Below are 19,340 nucleotides of genomic sequence, written 5' to 3'. Positions count from 1 at the left end.
TTATTTGTTTAATTAATTAAATATAAATGAAACATTACCAGACATAAAATATTGGTAATTTAATTTTTATCGTAGATAAACAAAACAAAACCCCCTGTAGGCACAAGGCCTTTAGGGGGTTTCTAACTAACCAACCAAATTTTTAGATTCCTCTACCACTACGAGTGGCAGAACGACTTCGTGATGAAGATTTAGATTTAGTGTTCGAACCTCTTTGCGCAGTAGTCTTTCTTGAAGCACTAGCTCCAGTAGTTCTTTTTACAGCACTTCCACCTCGTGATACATTAGTACTCTTTCTTTGTGTAGTACTAGTCGCTGTTGGTCTACTTGTGCGTGTACTACGATTCTTAGACACTTGTTTTCTGTTTCCTGTAGCAACTCTAGTAGGAGTCTTAATTCTCGAAGTACGCACCGTTTTTGTAGAACGGCTTGGAGATACTTTTCGATTCACTTTTGCCGAATTATCAATTCGTTTTGTCGCAGTTCTATTTGTTGAGCGTACCGTATTATTTCTTGATGTTGCAACAGATTTTTTAGTTGTTCTAGTTTGTTTTACCTGTTGGTTCGATCGCACATTCCCGGTAGCTTTACTTCTACTATTATTTCTACTTATATTATTGTTATTTCGATTTGAAGAGGCCGTACGTGATGTGTTAGCATTTCTTCTTCCACTATCAGAAACAAAGGTGTTACGTCGATTGGGATTATAATTACTATTTTTTGTTACACGACCGTCTTTATAATGGTTTCTACTTCCTGGTCTATAAAAATTTCTTCTTCCGTTAGCATAGTGATTACGCCCTTTTTTATAATAGTTTCTATGATGCGTATAGCTATAACGTCTTGGAGAATAATATCTTCTATAAGGATAGTCGTATACTACGCAACTTGTGTAATAAGGTCTGGCATAATATACATGCCAAGGTCTGTAAACATAGCGTGGAGTCCATAGGTTAATATATCCAGAATAATGTGAGAAGTGTCCATAGTGATTATAGAAAACACGTAAACCTCCTACACGTACAATACGTCGATTAGTATACTGAATTTCTGTATTACCAGCTTGGACAATACGTCCGTATTCATCATAATAAATAGGTGTATCTTCAACCTGGATTACAGCACCATAATCATCGTATTGAACGTACGCTTCGTAATCGTAGCCAGAATTAAATGAGACAGCTACATTTGGTGTGTTGATATTTACATTAACATTATTTCCTTGTTGAGGACCAACATATACAAAATCAAATTGACCATCTGGAAAAACTGAAAATTCAACAGTACCTTCAATAAAGATGTATGATTTTCCATCGTAATCGTAGTTCGTTGTTTCTTCAAGTGTAGGTACACTTTCCGAAGAATCTGGTGTCGCTTTTACTGAGAATCCTATTAAGAATAAACTAAATAGGAGGGTTGCTGCTTTTTTCATAATTGTCATTTTTAAAAGGTTGTACTTGCTTTGAATTTCTTTGGTCAGCTCTGTACGCCATTAATAAAACAACCATCGTGCCAAAAACGTTAACCCTTGATTATGAGACGTTTTTGATTTTATTCTAAATTTTTTCTTTTAGATATGCAGCTGTAAAAGACTTTTTATTAGTGCTCACTTCTTCTGGAGTACCCTGTGCAATTACTTCTCCACCTTTAGAACCTCCTTCAAGTCCTAGGTCAATGATATGATCAGCGCACTTAATAAGATCAATATTATGCTCAACCACGATTAACGTATGGCCTTTATCGAGAAGCGCATAAAAGGAAGCTAATAGTTTTTTTATATCATGAAAATGAAGTCCCGTGGTAGGTTCGTCAAATATAAATAAGGTCTTTTCTTTTGTTGTTCCTTTTACTAAGAATGACGCCAATTTAATTCGCTGTGCTTCACCACCCGAAAGCGTAGAGGAGCTTTGTCCTAATTGTACATACCCCAAACCTACATCTTGAAGTGGCTGTAATTTTGTAATAATCCTTTTTTCTTCATGTTCACTAAAAAAAGAAATTGCATCATCCACAGTCATGGTTAAAATGTCATCAATATTTTTTTTGTGAAAGGTTACTTCTAAAACTTCTTTCTTAAATCGCTTTCCATTACAAGTATCGCATTCTAAATGAACGTCTGCCATGAACTGCATTTCTATTGTCACTTCACCATCCCCCTTACAGGTTTCACATCGGCCACCATCGACATTAAAACTAAAATGTTTGGCTTTATAACCGCGAATATCGCTTAATTTTTGCTTAGCAAATAAATTACGTATGTCGTCGTATGCCTTGATGTAAGTAACCGGATTCGATCTGCTGGAACGTCCAATGGGATTCTGATCGATAAATTCAATATTTTTAAGGCTATTAAAAGATCCTTCTAATCCCGTAAATTGTCCTGGCTTTTCTCCATATCCTCCAACATGTCTTTGCATTGCAGGGTAAAGAATTTTCTTAACTAAAGTACTCTTACCGCTTCCAGAAACTCCTGTTACTGCAGTAAATGCACCAACTGGAAACTCAACATTAATGTTCTTTAAATTATTGTGGCGTGCTCCTACAACTTTTATGCTGTTTTTTGAAGTGCGTCTTTTTGAGGGAACCTCTATCTGCAGCGCTCCATTGAGATAACCAGCAGTAAGAGAATTAGATTTTAAAATTTGAGCATACGTTCCATGAGCAACAACTTCTCCACCAAAGGTTCCCGCTTCGGGACCAATGTCTATAATATCATCAGCAGCTTTCATTATATCCTCGTCGTGCTCCACCACAATAACCGTATTCCCGAGATCTCTTAAAGCTTTTAAAACTACAATAAGTCTTTCTGTGTCTTTAGGATGTAGTCCGATGCTGGGTTCATCTAAGATGTACATAGATCCAACCAGACTACTTCCTAATGAAGTTGCTAGATTTATACGTTGCGATTCTCCACCCGACAATGTATTAGACTTTCTATTAAGTGTAAGGTAGCTTAAACCAACATCCATTAAAAAGGAAAGTCGGTTTTTAATTTCTAGTAAAAGTCTTTTAGCAATTTGTTCTTCGTACGAATCAAGTTCTAAATCTTTAAAAAATACAGCAACTTTATCTAATGGAAGTTCAACAAGATCTTGTATCGAAAGTCCACCAACTTTTACAAAATTTGCTTCAGGGCGCAGACGTTTTCCGTTACATGTACTACATTTTGTCTTTCCTCGATATCTAGAAAGCATTACTCTATTTTGAATCTTATAACTTTTAGACTCAAGAAAAGCAAAGAAGCTATTCAATCCTTCAAAATATTTATTTCCATCCCAAACTAGTTGTTTTTGTTCATCAGAAAGTTCAAACCAAGGTTTGTGAATAGGGAAATCAAACTTATAAGCATTATTTACCAATTGATCACGATACCAACTCATGCTCTCACCGCGCCAAGGAAATATCGCATTTTCGTAAATTGATAAGGCAGTATTTGGAATTACAAGATCATCATCTATCCCAATTACATCTCCATAGCCTTCACACGTCGGACATGCGCCATAGGGATTATTAAAACTGAACAAATGTACATTTGGTTCTACAAATGTCATCCCGTCTGCTTCAAATCTATTATTAAATTCCCTTATAGAATTATCGGAAAGATTTTCAATATATAACTCACCTTTACCTTCGTAAAAAGCCATCTGCACCGCATCTGCAAGTCGATTGTAAAAATCTTCATCATCTTTAGTGATCACCCTATCAACTACTAAAAGAATGTTCTTCGGAAGTTTTTCTTCCTTGAGCTCATCTATTCGCGAAATAGAATTTTTAATCTTAACTCTGGAATATCCTTGCTGGGCTAACGCCTGAAGCTTATTCTCAATAGTTCTTCCTTCTTCAAGAAAAATGGGTGCAAGCAACAGTAATTTTTCGCCCGTTTGAAATTCTTTCATATAGGTCATCACATCGCTCACGGTATCTTTTTTAACAACATTTCCTGAAACAGGCGAAATTGTTTTTCCTATACGTGTATAAAGAAGCTTTAAATAATCGTAAATTTCTGTAGAAGTACCTACCGTAGATCTTGGATTTGTAGAATTTACTTTCTGCTCTATAGCAATGGCAGGGGAAATACCTTTTATACTATCTACTTTTGGTTTATCAAGACGCCCTAAAAACTGACGAGCATAAGAGGAAAGACTTTCTACGTAGCGCCTTTGACCCTCAGCATAGAGAGTATCAAAGGCTAAACTTGATTTTCCACTTCCCGAAAGACCAGTAATAACTACCAATTTATTCCGTGGAATGGCAACCGATATATTTTTTAGGTTATGAAGTTTGGCACCCTCAATAAGGATGTTTTTTTTGGTATCTAGTGTTTCAGTATTCAAATTATCAACTTTCTTTTTACAACGATTTTCGCAAAGATACTATATACATTTTGAGATTTCACATTAACATATATTGTATTTTTTTTAGGAAAAAAATAAGATTTTGTTGCATTTGTGATTTCTTTGTTGTTATATTTACGCCTTACAACGTCATTTATAAAATTTATTGCCTATAGCATATCATTACTTTTTACACTTAAAACATAGCAGCTAAACAACCAATATAATAGTTGTTTATTTTTAAAAAGTATCGATATGAAGCAAAGTAACAGTACAGATGCGTTTCTTGTAAGCGCTTATATGAATGGCAATGAATCCGCTCTTTGCGAATTAATTACTCGTCACAAGCAAAGAATCTACAGTTTCATTTATTCAAAAGTTTATAATCGGGATATCGCAGAAGATATTTTTCAGGATACCTTTATTAAGGTAATTAAGACCTTAAAACGAGGTGCTTATAATGAAGAAGGGAAGTTTCTTCCTTGGGTGATGCGTATTGCACACAATCTTGTCATTGATCATTTCAGAAAAAATAATCGAATGCCTAAATTCGAAAATAATACCGACTTTAACATATTTTCGGTATTATCTGATGGTTCACTTAACGCTGAGAAACGAATGATTAAGGGGCAAGTAGAGGACGATGTTAGAAGGCTTATCCAAGAATTACCGGAAGATCAGAAAGAAGTTTTAGTAATGCGCATGTATAAAGACATGAGCTTTAAAGAAATTAGTGAGCAAACTGGAGTAAGTATTAATACTGCTTTGGGAAGAATGCGTTACGCACTTATTAATTTACGCAAAGTGATTGATAAACATAATATTGTATTAACAAATTAATACAATAAAGTGCAAGTTGGGGCGTTATTTGTAAATAATAACCTCTAAAATGAGATATATGCAAAACTTGTACTCTGAAACCTCACGTATGGATCCCGTGAAAAATAAATTGGCTCCTAGCGAAGAGACCGTAAAGTTTCTTCTAGATTATTCGAAGGCTTTAAGTGTTATAGATTACCATAAATTGAAGTTTGAAGCACTTCTAAACTAAACTTTGACCCTCCTTAGTAAGCCCTTCGGAGGGTTTTTTATGCTCTTTTAGTAGCAATATTTTTTTTCTTAAAATAATCATTTAAGACTGTTTTTCTTCCAATTGTTTTTGTGATAATATCTTTTTCTAAATCCCATCCTCTAGCGGGTGAATACTGCCTTCCATACCAAATAATTTGCAAGTGCAGTTTGTTCCAGTGATCTTCTGGGAATAATCGTTTTGCATCTCGCTCGGTTTGTACTACATTTTTTCCATTAGTAAAACCCCAGCGGTACATTAATCTGTGTATGTGGGTATCTACGGGAAACGCTGGGATGTTAAAAGCCTGTGACATTACTACACTTGCAGTTTTATGACCCACTGCCGGCAATGCTTCTAAAGCTTCAAAACTTACAGGTACTTGTCCATTATGTTTTTCTATTAAAATTTTGGACAGTCCATGAATACCTTTCGATTTCATGGGAGAAAGTCCTACAGGTTTTATAATTTCTCGAATCTCTTCTACAGATAATTTTATCATATCATGTGGATTATCGGCAACCTCAAATAACAATGGGGTAATTTTGTTAACGCGAACATCTGTACTTTGAGCCGATAATAATACGGCAATTAAAAGGGTATAAGGGTCTTTATGATCCAGCGGAATAGGAATTTCGGGATAAATTTCATTTAACTTTTCAATAACAAATTCTACCTTTTCTTGCTTATTCATTTTAACTACTTTTATACAAAAATAAACAATGAAGACATTAAAAGAAGGCGACAAAGTACCAAACTTTACTGTAAACGATCAAGAAGGAAATTCCATTTCATTGTCAGATTACAAAGGGAAGAAATTGATTGTATTTTTCTATCCAAAAGCCAACACACCAGGTTGTACCGCTGAAGCTTGTAATCTACGAGATAATTATAAAGAATTGCAAAGCCAAGGTTACTCTATATTAGGTGTAAGTGCCGATAGTGAAAAAAGGCAGAAGAAGTTTAAAGAAAAATACGATTTTCCTTTCCCTTTATTAGCAGATGAAAATAAAGAGGTGATTGAAACATTTGGAGTTTGGGGGCTTAAAAAATTCATGGGCCGTGAGTACGATGGTATCCATCGAAAAACATTCTTAATAAATGAAGAAGGTATAGTTTCTCGTGTTATCGATAAGGTAAAAACGAAAGATCACGCCGCTCAAATCTTAGAATAATTTAAAGAATAACTGTATAATGTAAAAACCTGTGACTTTAAAGACCACAGGTTTTAAAAAAAAGTATTAAAAAAGTAGGATTAACTAGAAGCTTCTTCAGCCTTAGGATCAATCTTACAACTAAAAAGATGCTTGTCTCTAATGATTTCTGAAACCCCTTCTGGAAGCATTTCTTGCCAACCATCTTCACCATCTTCAATTTTTTGAAGCACTTCTCTAGAGAAAATATTCAATATATCAGGGTTAAAGTCAGTAATATCAACCACTTTGCCGTTATATTTAAAGAATTTGTACAATTCTTTCATACGTGGATGTACCTTTAAATTTTCACTAGTTGTATACTCACCTGTTTCAGGATCACGCATAGGGTAGAGGTATACTTTTAGATCTTTAAAGAATAACTTTCCGAAGGCTTCTAGAATACCACCACTTAAATGACGGTAGTATTTTTCATCAAAAATATCAACTAGATTGTTTACACCCATGGCCAATCCTAAACGTTCTTTTGTGTAACGAGAAAAATATTCCACCAGTTTGTAATATTCCTGAAAGTTCGAAATTAATACCGTGTGTCCTAAAGAACATAAGAGTTTAGCTCGATCCATAAAGTCTTCTTCATCGATCTCCCCTTCAGCACGTAAATTGGAAAGTGTAATTTCAAAAATTACTTCAGTACGTTCCTTTTCTACTTTGCTTTCATTTAAAAACATTTCGTATGATTTCTCATACATATCTATATTCACTTTTGTCACGGGTCTAAAACTTCCGCGTAAAGCAAGAATATTTTTTTTGTAGAGAATTCTAGCAGGAAGAATATTATTCCCATCAGGACCAAACATTACGGCATCGGTCATACCATTTTTAATAAGTTGTAAGCTCATTAACCGGTTATCAACATCAGCAAAACGAGGACCAGAAAAGTTTATCGTATCGATCTCAATTTTATCTTTATCGATATGGTCATATAAATAACGTAATAACTTTTTAGGCGTATCGTATTTATAGTAAGCGCCGTAAATTAAGTTAACCCCTAGAATTCCTAAAGTGATTTGCTGCAACATCGCATCATTCTCATGAAAACGAATGTGTAAAGTAATTTCGTTATAGTCTTCGTTGGGATCCATTTGATATCGAATTCCAACCCATCCATGACCTTTGTATTTTTTAGCAAAATCGATGGTTGCTACAGTATTTGCATATGCAAAGAATAATTTTTCGGGATGTTTGTCTCGAATTATTCGTTCTTCGATAAGGTTGATCTCATGAGAAAGCATGCGTTGTAAGCGCGCTTCGGTAACGTATCGTCCATCATCTTCGATTCCGTAGATAGCATCACTAAAATCCTTGTCGTAAGCAGACATAGTTTTTGCAATAGTTCCAGAAGCACCTCCTGCTCTAAAAAAATTACGTACAGTTTCTTGTCCGGCACCAATTTCTGCAAAGGTACCGTAGATGTTTTCATTAAGATTTATCCGTAAGGCTTTGCTTCGTATCGAAGGAATGTCCTCAAAATCTTTGTCTCCGGAAATATGATCTGGCATAGGTACTTATTTAAAGTAAAGTCACTAACAAAGGTACTAAATACAATAGGCAAACAAAAAAAATACTGTTATTTTTGTCCCAATGAAATCACCCCTTAAAGTTACATTTTTAGGCACAGGAACCTCGCAAGGAATTCCCATAATTGGAAGTGATCATCCCGTATGTTTAAGCACTAATCCTAAAGATAAAAGGCTTCGAGTTTCGGTGCTTTTAGAGTGGGATGACACTCATATTGTAATAGATTGTGGACCCGATTTTAGACAACAAATGCTTCGAGAAAAATGTAAAAAAATAGATGGTATATTACTAACACACGAACATAGTGACCATACTGCTGGTCTTGACGATATTCGTCCTTTTTATTTTAGACAAGGAAATATTCCTTTTTATGCATCGCAACGCGTATTTAATTCGTTGCACGACCGATTTGGATATATATTTCAAATTGAAAATAAGTACCCTGGTGCGCCTACTATTGAAGAGCATGTTATCGATAAAGAAACCCCTTTTAATCTCTTCGGAAAGAAAGTGATTCCAGTAGAAGCTTTTCACAATAAATTGTCGGTATTAGGTTTTAACATAGATGACTTTGTATACCTCACAGATGTAAAATCTATGGAGACAACCGAAATTGAAAAAATTAAAGGATGTGCAGTTTTAGTTGTAAATGCACTTCGAGAAGCACCACATCCTTCACATTTTAATTTAGATGAAGCATTAGCATTCATTGAAAAAGTAAACCCTGGGAAGGCTTATTTAACACATATTAGCCATTTATTGGGTTTTCATGACGAGGTGTCGAAAAAGCTTCCAAAACGAGTGCATTTAGCGTATGATGGACTTCAACTAGTGATTCAATAATCACTTTAGAAATGTTTGTAATCGTTTTTTCAGAATAAAACAAGAATTTAAATTTCAATAAAAAAAACTAGTTTCCTATGAAGCATAAAATATTCATGTATCTCTTTCTTTTCGCTGCATTGTTTATCATTTATCAGTATATGAATGAGAAAACGATTTTCGAATCACAAGAAAAAAAGATTGAATCGTTAACCAAACGAGCAGAAAGATCTGAAGCTGCAGCAGATTCATTACAAATGGTTGCCGACGATTTAAATTATTTCACGCTACAAGGTAATGATAATGCAATGACCTATCTCGAAAATTCTGGATACGAAGCGAAAGCTGTTGAAGCTCTTGCACACAATGCGATTTACGATCAAAACGTTAGAGAAGAGGGAAATCCACTAGTGCCATTTGTCGGGCTAAATGGCAAGCCAATGCGCGTAAATAAAGTACGTTTTTTAAACCACAAATGGTTGTTAGCCGATTTTACCGATGGACAATATTGGGGTGAAATGATCTTAGAATACTCATTTAATGAAACTAATGAACTTCAGTTTAGAACACTTGGATCTTTATTGTATCCGCAGTAATTTTTAACTAAGATCTTCTAGCCATTGTTTTAATTCATAAAAGTTTTGAGGTGCCACACCGTGACCTACTGGAAATTCAGAATATGTAGCATCGATATCTAAATTTTTCAAGAAGGGTTTGGTTTTCCGTGCCCAATCTATTGGAATAACTTGATCTGAACTTCCGTGAGATGTATAGATGTTTAGATTACTAAAATCGTTATCCTTGTAACCTTCTTTCAGAATATCTTCATTTATATAACCACTTAAACCGATCACATTTTTTATTTTTTCTGGATAACTTAGAGCAACGGCAAAACTTAAAATAGTTCCTTGACTAAAGCCAAGTAGGGTAATGTTATTTTTATCGACTTTATATTTAGAGATTATATCATCGATACAATTTGAAATAAGATCTCGAGAAGCAATTGCTTGTTCGGTATCACTAAACTTTCCGTCGGTGTTATCGAAGTAAATATTATACCATGCATTTCCATAGGGTTGCATAGGTATAGGTGCTTTTAGCGCAATAACTGCATATGTTTCAGGTAATTCTGAAGCGAAAGAAAATAGGTCGTTCTCATCACTTCCGAAGCCATGAAGCATTATAATTGCAGGAGGATTTTCAGAAGAAACTGCGGGAGCTTTATAATTGTGTTCTAGTATTAATTCTTTTTTTGTCATTTTTCAAAAATAAAAGATGCCACCTAAAAAAGTGGCATCGTATGCTATAAATATTGGTTAAAAATTATCCAATATTCTTAAACCAATCTTGAAATTGTGCTCCAACAACTGGTACAGGTTTTTCTTCGCCTTGAATGGCAGCAATAAATCCTAAAATCCAAAGTACGAAAACACCTAAGTTTAGTATCCAAGGTAAAATAGGAACATATATGTAATAGAAAATAATATTAAAAATTACCGAAAGTAAAATAATTCCAATTGCTTGTCGAATATGAAACGATGCAAAAGGATTCTTTTTACTACTGTTCATTACAATGGCAATTATTAGTCCGATGACCCATAAGTAAGCAATAATCGCTATTGTCTTACCTTCTGAAACAGATTGGTTTTCCATAATTTAAGGTTTTTTTTGATGGTTGATTTTTAAGTATCTGTTAAAGATAGGGGAACTAATCAAGAAAAGTAAACCATTGCTGAAATTTCTCACTTAAAACGGGAATTGCTTTTTGCTTATTCGAAATAGCCATGATCATAGAAAATACCCAAAGTAGAAACGATATTACCCAAATAATTTCTCCAATAAGAAGATCTACATAGGCTTGAATTACTTGAGAGATTAGCAGTATAAGCACCAGCCCAAACATATTTTTAATGTGCCATGTTGCAAAAGCGTGTTTTTGATCACGATTCATAAAATAGGCAATGAACATTCCAATAAAAGTAATGTAAGCAATAATTGCTTTCGATTTTCCGGAAGGTTGCTGGTTCATCAAGAATTTAAAATTAATTGGTCGTTGGAAAAAATCCCATAAGCTTTTCCTTTAAGTGTTTCTCCTAAAAAGGCTGAATTTGCTGATGTAGACATTATATCATCCTTGGTAAATGTCCATTTCACATTCGGGTTAAATAGGGTAAGTGTGGCTTTGTTCCCTTCTTCAATACGTTCCGATGGAATCTTAAATACCGATTTTAAATTGGTCAAAGCACTTACCGCTGCTTCAACATTCATTTCTTTATGTAATCCACCAAAACAACTTTCCAAACCAATACTGCCAAAGTATGCGTGGTCGAACTCTATTTTTTTATGTTCTACATCGATAGGATTGTGATCGCTGGTAACTCCATCGATGGTTCCTTCTTTTAAACCTTTTAATAAAGCTTTGCTATCTTCTTTAGTTCTTAGCGGCGGTAAAACTTTATAATTAGTGTCGAAGGTTTCTAAAAGATCGTCGGTAAGTATGAGATTCGATAGTGCTACGCTGCATGTTACATTGAGTCCTTTTTTCTTTGCTTCTTTTACTAGTGCTACCGATTTTTTTGTGGAAATTGTGGGTACATGTAATTTTCCTCCAGTATAGGCTAATAAATGAAGATCACGTACCAATTGTAATTCTTCCGAAAGAGCCGGAATACCCTTTAACCCTAGTCGGGTACTATTTATTTCCTCATTAACCATTCCGTTCCGTGCGACAGAAGTCTCAAAAGGAAAGCTTTGTACTAGCCCATCGAAGCTTTGGGTATACTGCAATGCAATTTTTAAAAGGTTTGCATTGCTTATTGGTTTTTTATGATCATAAAATGAAACGGCTCCTTCATTTTGCATATCGTATAGTTCTGCCAAGTCGATTCCTTTGCTTTCAACTGTTAATGCTCCAATAGGGTAGAGGTTTACTGCATGACCTTCTGCTTTAGAGCGCAAGTACTTAATATTCGATTTACTGTCGGTTATGGGTTGCGTATTCGCGTTCACAGCTACGTGAGCAAAACCACTAAGTGCAGCTGTTTGTAATCCAGTATCAATCGTTTCTCGTTCTTCATAGCCGGGCTCACCAAAAGATACACTTGGATCGAACCACCCTTGAGAGATGTGCAAGTCTTTTAAAACAACTTCTTTAATTTTTTTATCATTTGGGATCGTAGCCGCTATCTTGATTATAATTCCTTTTTCAATAAGGATGTCCCGTTGTTTTAAATGATGTTTTCCTGAGGGGTCGACAATCGTGGCCGATTTTAGTAGAATTTTCATTTATAGAATTTTAGGATCAACATTTCGGTGATAAGGAATAATAGTGCAAAAATAGCAAACCATTTCCACAAATCGTTCCTTGAATTTTCTGCGGCTAATGAATTGAAAACTTCTGTGATAGAATTATGTAGTTGTACACCTTTCCAGTTTTCTAAATTTGCATACTGTAAGATACTTTCAGACCGATCATAATTATAACTAATATGTTCTATAAAAGTTTTGTCTTTAACTATATCGTATGTTCCGGCTATTGCAGGTTCGTCATTTGTGGTAATAATAACCTGATTTGCTTTGGTTTGTTGAAGTGGAATAAAACGAAACGTGCTATCTCTCATCTCAAGAATTTCATCCTGCATTAATACCTCCGGCACCGAAAAAGTATTTTGTAAACCTATATTGTAATATAAGTTTTGCAAAGAAAGACTTTGTTTCGCCATGTTAAAAAGAGTAGGGACAATAAGTGGTGAATTCTGAAAATTTGTGTTTTCTGAATTAAAAGGAGCAGTACTAACGTAACTATTTCCATTTTGAAGAAGAAACGGAGAAGCATCTTCGAAAGTAAGTACCGGGATAGCATTCGTGCTTATTGGGTGAAACTGATTTACTTTTGGGTACTGAAAATTAACCACTCGTTTTTCAAAAACATCCTTATATAGTGGATGATCGAATCTAATTTGTGTAATCTTTTTTTCTGAAGGTGTAGCTTCAGAAATAACTCCTAACTTTAAATTAGCTAACAAACTGTTGTATTCTGTAATTTCTCCCTGTACTGAAGGGATGATTAAAAGGTTTCCACCTCTTTCCGTAAAGGATTCTAAGGCAGTTCTTAATGGTGGAGGAATTGAAACTAACTCGTTTAAAATGATAAAATTCTGATTCGGAATTAGGTTGTAGTCTAGGGCATTATATGTTTGCTGCGTATATTCAAATTCAGGTTGATCGAATAGGCGTTGCAAGAAATTCGCATTCGCTTGATTAATTGAAAGAACTTTTATTTTCGTTTGCGTATTTATACTAAAAAACAACGTATTGTCGTAAGGTAGATTTGCTTCAGTAACGCTTAATTTTCCTTTAAAGCTTTCACTTTTATCAACATCAAAGTTTAAAATTGTAGTTCCTTTTTCTGAAAGGTCTGCAGCTGTTTTAGCTACTAGAACATCATTATTATATAAAGAAACGGGAATTGGAGCAGCAATAGTTTCCGAGGCAGTTATTTTAACTTTTAATATGTTCGATGAAGTGGTATTCCCTTCAAAATATGCACTGTCTATAGCGACCGATTGTGTAGCAACGGGCTGAAGTTGTACTGCGTGTATTGTTGCATCATTTAATGTGTCTGGGAAAGTATTTCTGCCTTGAAAATCGGACACGATAAGCAATTGTTTGTCGGCTGTCTTTGAGCTTCCAAATAACTGATTTCCCTTTAGAAGAATTTCATTTAAAGATAACTGCCTCGCACTATAATCTACTTGAAGAATTTCATTTTTAAAGTCTTGTAACGAGCTGTTTTTTCTGCTAAAATCGTTTGTAAACCAACTCACATTTTCGGTTCCTGATATTTTCTCATAAAGATCTTGTACGGCACGCTGTAACAATGGTCCTTTCTCTCCTTTAGCTTGCATGCTAAAAGAGTTGTCTATGTATATTACTGTTTCCTTTTCTGTGTTTAGGGCCTTTTTTGTAGCCGTAAATGGCTGCGCAAAAGCAAGTATGATGCAGGCTAAGGCTAACAGCCTAATAAGTAGGGTAAGCCATTTTTTTAGCTGTGAACTTTTTCGGGTTTGAAGGGTTACTTTTTTAAGAAAAGCAACATTGGTAAAATCAACTTTCTGAAATTTTCGAAGTTGAAAGAGATGAATAATAATAGGGATAAGCAGCAGAAAAAGAGCGTAAAGAAGTTCAGGGTTTTTAAACTGCATTTGTATCCAAATTTGAGTCGGTAGTATACTTAAGAGCCGAATCGATGCGCAAGATACTATTTTAAGGAACGATGCTCAAGTATTTTATGCTTTCAAAGATAAAAAATGTGTGTCGATTTTAACTACTTCTGTATTGTGAAACTAAAAGTAGTTCCCTCTCCAGGTTTCGATTCAACTTTGATAGTTCCTCCTAATTTGGTAACCAATGTTTTTACGGTAGCAAGGCCAATTCCGGTTCCTTTTTTTCCGTTTCGGTCTTTTTTACCAGTGGTTTTAAAGAGATTAAAAATTTCGTCTTTTTTTTCACTTTCTATGCCGATTCCATTATCGATAATAGAGAAGCAATGAGAGTCTGGTTTTTCTTTATAAAGTACCGTTACTTTTCTGTTAAGACTTGTATTATATTTAAGTCCGTTATCGATAAGATTAAGCATGATCTGTGTAAGAGCAGCTTTATTGGTGTCTCTTATAGTTTCGGCTGTTGGGTGTATAAATTCTGCATCATTAAGAATTAAGATCTCTTTAATTTCTTCAAAAAATTCTCCAAGGTTTATATCGGTATTTCTTTCTTTTAGTAGTTCGTCGGCTTTATAATATTTAAGAATTCCATTAATGTAATCGTTAAGGGTTTCTGAAGATTCTTCAATATAATCTAGATACTCATCGGAATCGCCTTTTAATATTCCTTCATTTTCTTCTCTAAGAAGACGAGTAAGAGATGTGATATTTGCTAATGGAGATTTAAGATCATGAGAAACAACTCCGGCAAAGCTTTTTAACCGATTGTTCCGTTCTGTTAATTCTCGTTGAATTTCTTCTAATTCTTCATTTTTCTTATGAAGCTCAAATAAGTTAACGACTTGCTTAGATAAAGAAATAAGAGCATCTTTTTGTAATTGTGTTAATACTCTTGGTTTGTTATCGTAAACACATAATGTTCCAAGGGGAAATCCTTCGGCATTAATTAGAGGTGAAGCGGCGTAAAAAACAGTGCCGCAATCTTCGATTGATGGATTGTCTACAAATCGATAATCTTTTCTAGAGTCTTCTACTTCAAAAATTTCGTTTTTACTTAATATGGCATGGCCACAATACGAAGTTTCTCTTGGAGCCTGATTAAAATCTATTCCAAAATGGGATTTAAAAAAATTACGGTCTTTATCTAAGAGGGTTATAAGTGCAATAGGGGTTTCACAAATTTTAGCAGCTAAACTAGATAGGTTGTCGAAATCAGCTTCGGGAAGCGTATCGAGTAGGTTATAGCTTCTAACTTGCGCTAATCTTTGCGATTCGTTTGAAGGTAAATTGGGAGCTTTCATAATAATGCATAATTACGTAAATTATCTCATATAGTCTTTTTTTACCTATAAAATTTAACACTTTATCGGTGTTATTTAAGAAATAAGCGCGGCAATTGTGAATTCAAATGTAGTGCCAACCCCTAATTTAGAGGAAACAGAAATGTCTCCTCCCAATTTATTAATTAATTTTTGTACCGTAGATAATCCAATTCCATGCCCCTTATTCCCATTGCGATCTACGTTACCTACCGTAGAGAAAAGAGTAAAAATTTCTTTTTGTTTTTCTTTTGGTATTCCCATACCGTTATCGGTTAATGAAAAATGATACAGTCCATTTTTATTATAACATTCTATATCGATAAGAATTTCGTCTTTATCATTATACTTTAAGCTATTTCCTATTAGATTTAATAAAATCTGTTCAAGTGCCGATCGGTTACAATTAATATCTATATTTTTTTCGGGAAAGTTTATTTCACAATCCACATTGATATTAAGAAGGTCAACAATTTCTTCTAGTAAATGATGAATATCGAAAACATCTTTATGATCTGTTGTTATTTTATCACTTTCATAATGCGCTAATAATCCAGAGATATAATTGCTTAAAGTGAAAGATGAGCTTTTTAAATAGGATAAATATTCATGTCCTTTTTCATCTAATTCATTTCCATATTTAGCCTTTAAAATATCTGCAGTAATAATCATGTTTGAAAGAGGCATTTTCATATCATGTGAAATTACACCAGCAAAGCTTTTTAATTCTTCATTTCTATTTTCTAATTCTATTTGCAGCTGTTGCATGGTATTATTTCTTCTACGTTCCTCAAATAAATTCATTACTTGATGCGCAAGTCCTTTTAAAGCTTCTTTTTGTTTTTTTGTTAACGTACGTGGCTTTTTGTCGAAAATACAAAGGGTTCCTAAAGCAAAACCATCTTTATTTATTAAGGGGACTCCAGCATAAAACTTCATACCTTGTTCGGTTACTACAGGGTTGTCGAAAAAACGCTCATCTTGTTCTGCGTCCTCAACAAGAAAAATTTCTGATGGGTCTAAAATAGCATGTCCACAAAAAGAAGTATTTCTCGGTGATTGGTTAATCGGAATACCAAAATGCGATTTCAAGAAGTTTCTATCGGTATCTAATAATGTTACCAATGCAACAGGTACTTCACAGATGGTTGCAACAAGTGACGTTATAATGTCGAAATCTTTCTCTGGAAGTGTATCTAATAAACCATATTCTTGAACAGCGATTTGTCGTTCCTGTTCGTTAGAAGGTAGTGAGGGTATAATCAAAATAAAATCTCCTTGTTAAGTTGAAAATGAGTCTAAGGTTGGTTTGTCTATGTAAATATATATTTATTTTAAATAATTAAATACCCTTTATAGGCAAAAGGAGGTGTTATTTTAGAACTTTTCGAAGGCTCCGAGACCAAAGAGCGCAAAATCATACAACACAGGATCAAATGCGTTAAAACTCCGCAAGGCGAGGTCTAATTCAGTTACCGCTTTTCCGTCGTTTTGCTTCCGTTTTAGTAGTTTTAATTTTCGAGCAATCGTGCCGCTGTGTACATCTAAGGGGCAGGATAAAATAGAAGGGGAAATAGTATCCCAAATCCCAAAATCTACTCCAGCAGTATCTTTTCTCACCATCCAACGTAAAAACATATTTATTCTTTTAGCCGCCGAATTTTTATACGGATCGCTTACATGTTTTTGTGAACGTGGAAGATGTGGAAGACTAAAAAAAAGTTTTTTAAATTCATGAATCGCTGGTTGCAACGAATCTTTAGTGGCGTGTTTACTGAAAACTGCTTCAAGTCCGTTGTGATTTCTGTAGATATGTTGTAAAGCTTTCAGAAAATATAAAAGATCTGTTTCGTTGAAAGTTCGGTGTACAAACCCGTCTAGCTTGCTAGTATGTTCTTCAGAGAAATGAAGCACAAAATCGTGCGGTGAATGCCCCATAATATCTAATAATCGATTGCCATTGGTAATAATACTTTTTCTGTTGCCCCATGCGATGGTAGCAACTAGAAATCCTGCAATCTCGATATCTTCTTTCTTCTCAAATCGATGTGGTATCTGGATGGGATCACTCTCTATAAATTTTGGCTGATTGTACAGTGCTGCTTTTTCATCTAAAAATTCTTGTAATTCTGCCTTTTTCATTCTGCTATTTTTTTTGAATAAAATCCGTCTGATACCTTTTCTGAAATAAACTGTGGTACCCTGCCATGAGTTTCTTTAAAATAGTTTATTTGTTGTTTCTTAACACATGGTAGGGGACCGTCACCCGTTGCCCAGAAAAAATCGATATTCATTGCACTAAAAAAAGTAAAATTACCTTCGGAAACCGATTCGAAATTTGCTGTTGCATACCGGGTACTAGGGTGCGGAATTAAAATGGTTTCTTTTTGAAATGGCACCAAGTTTTGAAGGTGTTGATTTGTAGTGATCTTTTGAAGCGAAACTGGTAAAAACAATGTAATTGCAATAGCACCAATGGAACTAACCAAAAGGGCACGATGTAGCCATTGCTTTCTTACAAACCTAACCAGAACCAGCAAACATAAGAGCATAAAAAACAACAAATAAAACCGGTACTGTGGGGAAGCACTCAACACTAAAATAAGTTGTATCACAGAAGCAAAATACAGTACTAAGAACGACTTCTTAAATGACATTTTCTGAATATAAAAAGGAGCGATAAAAAGCAACAATACCATTGCTTTATTAAACAGTCCATGCAACCCAGGGAGAAATAACCAATGCCATATCCTTTGAAATAGGGTGCTTTTTAAAAAAATAGTTTCGGTCATTCCATATCCAAAATATTTTGTTTGTTCTGTAATGAATTCAAAAATTGATTTTGGTAATTTCCAAGGAACATTTGCTTCAAACAGGGCTAATGGATATAAAGGGTAACCAGAGGTATAATAATTCTTCAGTATAAAACAAAAAGCACTCACAAAGCCAATAAACCCAATCTTAAGAAGAGTGTTTTTTGGAACTCTATTATTTATATATAGGAGATACATTGGGAAAATGAGTAATGCCAAAGCACTTACTTTTAGATAAATAGAAAAAATAACCAGTAATGAAATAAGTATAAAACCATTGTAATTTGTTTCAGAAACGGACTTCATTTCTTTTAAAAATTCAGAAAAAACAAAATAACCCAAAATATATACAGGAAGATCTGGAGACGGTGCATCGATAAATTGAAATAATAACAAATTAAAAATAGGAAATAGACCAATAAATAGAAATTCAAGTCGCCCGTTTTTATATTGATGAAGATGACTGAAGGCGTACGAAGTTGCAATAACTAATAGAAATCCGTTAGCATCGTTGAACCCTTTAAAAATACTATTTAGGTTTAAGGCACTTTCAAAAATATGCCAGCCCGAAACTTGGTCCAAAAACGGATGAATGTTTGCTATGCCTTTTACTATTCCGTAGCTATCAAGCCATTTTATAGTTTGCAAATAATACGATTCATTGTCTATAATAAAGGGTACTCCTGCGCTTTTAGCTGCTGCAAACACTACTGTAATTAGAAATAGTATTTTTAAAAAAAGAGGAAACTTTAGAAGTAAAGTGCTACAGTACTGGAGATAGGGTGAAAATTTAGTTCTATTTGTTACCGATGCGGCTAAGAGTAGAAAACCTAAAAGGAGATCGAAATACCCGTCAAGAGCATAAAAGAAGGCAAAGAAAGAAGCAAATAGCGTAATTCCGAAACAGCCCAAAGCTATGGTGATTGCGGGGTGTAAACCTTTTAAATGTAGGACTTTTTGAAACGTGAGTCCAATAAGTGAGGTGCTTAAAAATAAAAAACACCAATACCCTAACACTAACAGCAT

18 protein-coding genes are annotated in these 19,340 nt (G+C 34.4%); 5 read left to right on the top strand and 13 right to left on the bottom strand.

Translation table 11 applies throughout. The features are described 5' to 3' along the window. Positions 1-142: 142 nt before the first annotated feature. Positions 143-1,432 (bottom strand): hypothetical protein, encoded by a 1,290-nt coding sequence (locus tag ULVI_RS11750; protein WP_068592970.1) that lies wholly within the window; start codon positions 1,430-1,432, stop codon positions 143-145. A 124-nt stretch (positions 1,433-1,556) separates the two neighbouring features. Continuing rightward, entirely contained in the window at positions 1,557-4,334 is a 2,778-nt protein-coding gene (gene uvrA, locus ULVI_RS11745; protein ID WP_068592969.1) for an excinuclease ABC subunit UvrA, read from the bottom strand. A 255-nt stretch (positions 4,335-4,589) separates the two neighbouring features. Between uvrA and ULVI_RS11740 the strand changes: the two genes are divergently transcribed. Further along, on the top strand, positions 4,590-5,174 hold the full coding sequence (locus ULVI_RS11740) for an RNA polymerase sigma factor (RefSeq protein WP_068592968.1): 585 nt from the start codon (positions 4,590-4,592) through the stop codon (positions 5,172-5,174). Positions 5,175-5,232: 58 nt separating this feature from the next. Further along, positions 5,233-5,385 (top strand): hypothetical protein, encoded by a 153-nt coding sequence (locus ULVI_RS15590; RefSeq protein WP_197463506.1) that lies wholly within the window; start codon positions 5,233-5,235, stop codon positions 5,383-5,385. A gap of 37 nt (positions 5,386-5,422) precedes the next feature. Here ULVI_RS15590 and ULVI_RS11735 read toward each other — a convergent pair whose 3' ends face one another. Further along, a complete protein-coding gene (locus ULVI_RS11735; protein ID WP_068592967.1) occupies positions 5,423-6,097 on the bottom strand; it encodes an endonuclease III domain-containing protein in 675 nt (224 codons plus the stop codon). Positions 6,098-6,125: 28 nt separating this feature from the next. Between ULVI_RS11735 and bcp the strand changes: the two genes are divergently transcribed. Further along, positions 6,126-6,578, top strand: coding sequence for a thioredoxin-dependent thiol peroxidase (bcp, locus tag ULVI_RS11730; protein WP_068592966.1), 453 nt, complete (start codon positions 6,126-6,128; stop codon positions 6,576-6,578). Positions 6,579-6,658: 80 nt separating this feature from the next. Here bcp and ULVI_RS11725 read toward each other — a convergent pair whose 3' ends face one another. Further along, the gene (locus ULVI_RS11725; RefSeq protein ID WP_068592965.1) at positions 6,659-8,119 is read right to left on the bottom strand and encodes a TonB-dependent receptor; all 1,461 of its coding nucleotides are present in this window, start codon (positions 8,117-8,119) and stop codon (positions 6,659-6,661) included. A gap of 82 nt (positions 8,120-8,201) precedes the next feature. Here ULVI_RS11725 and ULVI_RS11720 point away from each other — a divergent pair, with 82 nt between their 5' ends. Beyond that, the gene (locus ULVI_RS11720; protein ID WP_068592964.1) at positions 8,202-8,981 is read left to right on the top strand and encodes an MBL fold metallo-hydrolase; all 780 of its coding nucleotides are present in this window, start codon (positions 8,202-8,204) and stop codon (positions 8,979-8,981) included. 77 nt (positions 8,982-9,058) lie between these two features. Further along, the gene (locus ULVI_RS11715; protein WP_068592963.1) at positions 9,059-9,556 is read left to right on the top strand and encodes a hypothetical protein; all 498 of its coding nucleotides are present in this window, start codon (positions 9,059-9,061) and stop codon (positions 9,554-9,556) included. 3 nt (positions 9,557-9,559) lie between these two features. Here the strand turns inward: ULVI_RS11715 and ULVI_RS11710 are convergent, their stop codons facing one another. The 9 genes from ULVI_RS11710 to ULVI_RS11670 form a co-directional block, all read right to left on the bottom strand. Further along, a complete protein-coding gene (locus ULVI_RS11710) occupies positions 9,560-10,219 on the bottom strand; it encodes an alpha/beta hydrolase (RefSeq protein ID WP_068592962.1) in 660 nt (219 codons plus the stop codon). A gap of 64 nt (positions 10,220-10,283) precedes the next feature. After that, the gene (locus ULVI_RS11705) at positions 10,284-10,613 is read right to left on the bottom strand and encodes a DUF4870 domain-containing protein (RefSeq protein ID WP_068592961.1); all 330 of its coding nucleotides are present in this window, start codon (positions 10,611-10,613) and stop codon (positions 10,284-10,286) included. Between the two features lie 55 nt (positions 10,614-10,668). Next, entirely contained in the window at positions 10,669-10,992 is a 324-nt protein-coding gene (locus ULVI_RS11700; protein ID WP_157632613.1) for a hypothetical protein, read from the bottom strand. After that, positions 10,989-12,245 carry a dihydroorotase gene (locus tag ULVI_RS11695; protein WP_068592959.1) on the bottom strand — a complete coding sequence of 419 codons (1,257 nt, stop codon included), beginning with the start codon at positions 12,243-12,245 and terminating at the stop codon, positions 10,989-10,991. The genes ULVI_RS11700 and ULVI_RS11695 overlap by 4 nt, the downstream gene beginning before the upstream one ends. Beyond that, positions 12,242-14,164, bottom strand: a complete 1,923-nt coding sequence (locus tag ULVI_RS11690) for a BatA domain-containing protein (protein ID WP_068592958.1) — start codon at positions 14,162-14,164, stop codon at positions 12,242-12,244. The genes ULVI_RS11695 and ULVI_RS11690 overlap by 4 nt, the downstream gene beginning before the upstream one ends. A gap of 122 nt (positions 14,165-14,286) precedes the next feature. Continuing rightward, complete coding sequence (locus ULVI_RS11685) at positions 14,287-15,483, bottom strand: GAF domain-containing sensor histidine kinase (RefSeq protein WP_068592957.1); 1,197 nt, start codon at positions 15,481-15,483, stop codon at positions 14,287-14,289. A gap of 75 nt (positions 15,484-15,558) precedes the next feature. Then, positions 15,559-16,767, bottom strand: a complete 1,209-nt coding sequence (locus ULVI_RS11680; protein ID WP_068592956.1) for a sensor histidine kinase — start codon at positions 16,765-16,767, stop codon at positions 15,559-15,561. Between the two features lie 111 nt (positions 16,768-16,878). Next, complete coding sequence (locus ULVI_RS11675) at positions 16,879-17,643, bottom strand: TIGR02757 family protein (protein ID WP_068592955.1); 765 nt, start codon at positions 17,641-17,643, stop codon at positions 16,879-16,881. After that, a complete protein-coding gene (locus ULVI_RS11670) occupies positions 17,640-19,340 on the bottom strand; it encodes an LIC_10190 family membrane protein (RefSeq protein ID WP_068592954.1) in 1,701 nt (566 codons plus the stop codon). Before ULVI_RS11670 ends, ULVI_RS11675 begins: the two co-directional genes overlap by 4 nt.

Origin of the sequence: Cochleicola gelatinilyticus (assembly GCF_001637325.1) — a bacterium.
Classification (GTDB): Bacteria; Bacteroidota; Bacteroidia; order Flavobacteriales; family Flavobacteriaceae; genus Cochleicola; species Cochleicola gelatinilyticus.
The sequence above is the reverse complement of the archived record's forward strand: the minus strand, read 5'-3'. Positions and strand labels throughout refer to the sequence as shown.

Excerpts from the sequence above, each read along its gene's own strand:
- ULVI_RS11710 (WP_068592962.1), bottom strand. The coding sequence starts at position 10,219 with ATGACAAAAAAAGAATTAATACTAGAACACAATTATAAAGCTCCCGCA.
- ULVI_RS11720 (WP_068592964.1), top strand. The coding sequence starts at position 8,202 with ATGAAATCACCCCTTAAAGTTACATTTTTAGGCACAGGAACCTCGCAA.
- ULVI_RS11735 (WP_068592967.1), bottom strand. The coding sequence starts at position 6,097 with ATGAATAAGCAAGAAAAGGTAGAATTTGTTATTGAAAAGTTAAATGAA.
- ULVI_RS11675 (WP_068592955.1), bottom strand. The coding sequence starts at position 17,643 with ATGAAAAAGGCAGAATTACAAGAATTTTTAGATGAAAAAGCAGCACTG.
- ULVI_RS11725 (WP_068592965.1), bottom strand. The coding sequence starts at position 8,119 with ATGCCAGATCATATTTCCGGAGACAAAGATTTTGAGGACATTCCTTCG.
- ULVI_RS11750 (WP_068592970.1), bottom strand. The coding sequence starts at position 1,432 with ATGAAAAAAGCAGCAACCCTCCTATTTAGTTTATTCTTAATAGGATTC.
- ULVI_RS11705 (WP_068592961.1), bottom strand. The coding sequence starts at position 10,613 with ATGGAAAACCAATCTGTTTCAGAAGGTAAGACAATAGCGATTATTGCT.
- ULVI_RS11685 (WP_068592957.1), bottom strand. The coding sequence starts at position 15,483 with ATGAAAGCTCCCAATTTACCTTCAAACGAATCGCAAAGATTAGCGCAA.
- ULVI_RS11715 (WP_068592963.1), top strand. The coding sequence starts at position 9,059 with ATGAAGCATAAAATATTCATGTATCTCTTTCTTTTCGCTGCATTGTTT.
- bcp (WP_068592966.1), top strand. The coding sequence starts at position 6,126 with ATGAAGACATTAAAAGAAGGCGACAAAGTACCAAACTTTACTGTAAAC.
- ULVI_RS11670 (WP_068592954.1), bottom strand. The coding sequence starts at position 19,340 with ATGCTGTTAGTGTTAGGGTATTGGTGTTTTTTATTTTTAAGCACCTCA.
- ULVI_RS15590 (WP_197463506.1), top strand. The coding sequence starts at position 5,233 with ATGCAAAACTTGTACTCTGAAACCTCACGTATGGATCCCGTGAAAAAT.
- ULVI_RS11740 (WP_068592968.1), top strand. The coding sequence starts at position 4,590 with ATGAAGCAAAGTAACAGTACAGATGCGTTTCTTGTAAGCGCTTATATG.
- ULVI_RS11690 (WP_068592958.1), bottom strand. The coding sequence starts at position 14,164 with ATGCAGTTTAAAAACCCTGAACTTCTTTACGCTCTTTTTCTGCTGCTT.
- ULVI_RS11695 (WP_068592959.1), bottom strand. The coding sequence starts at position 12,245 with ATGAAAATTCTACTAAAATCGGCCACGATTGTCGACCCCTCAGGAAAA.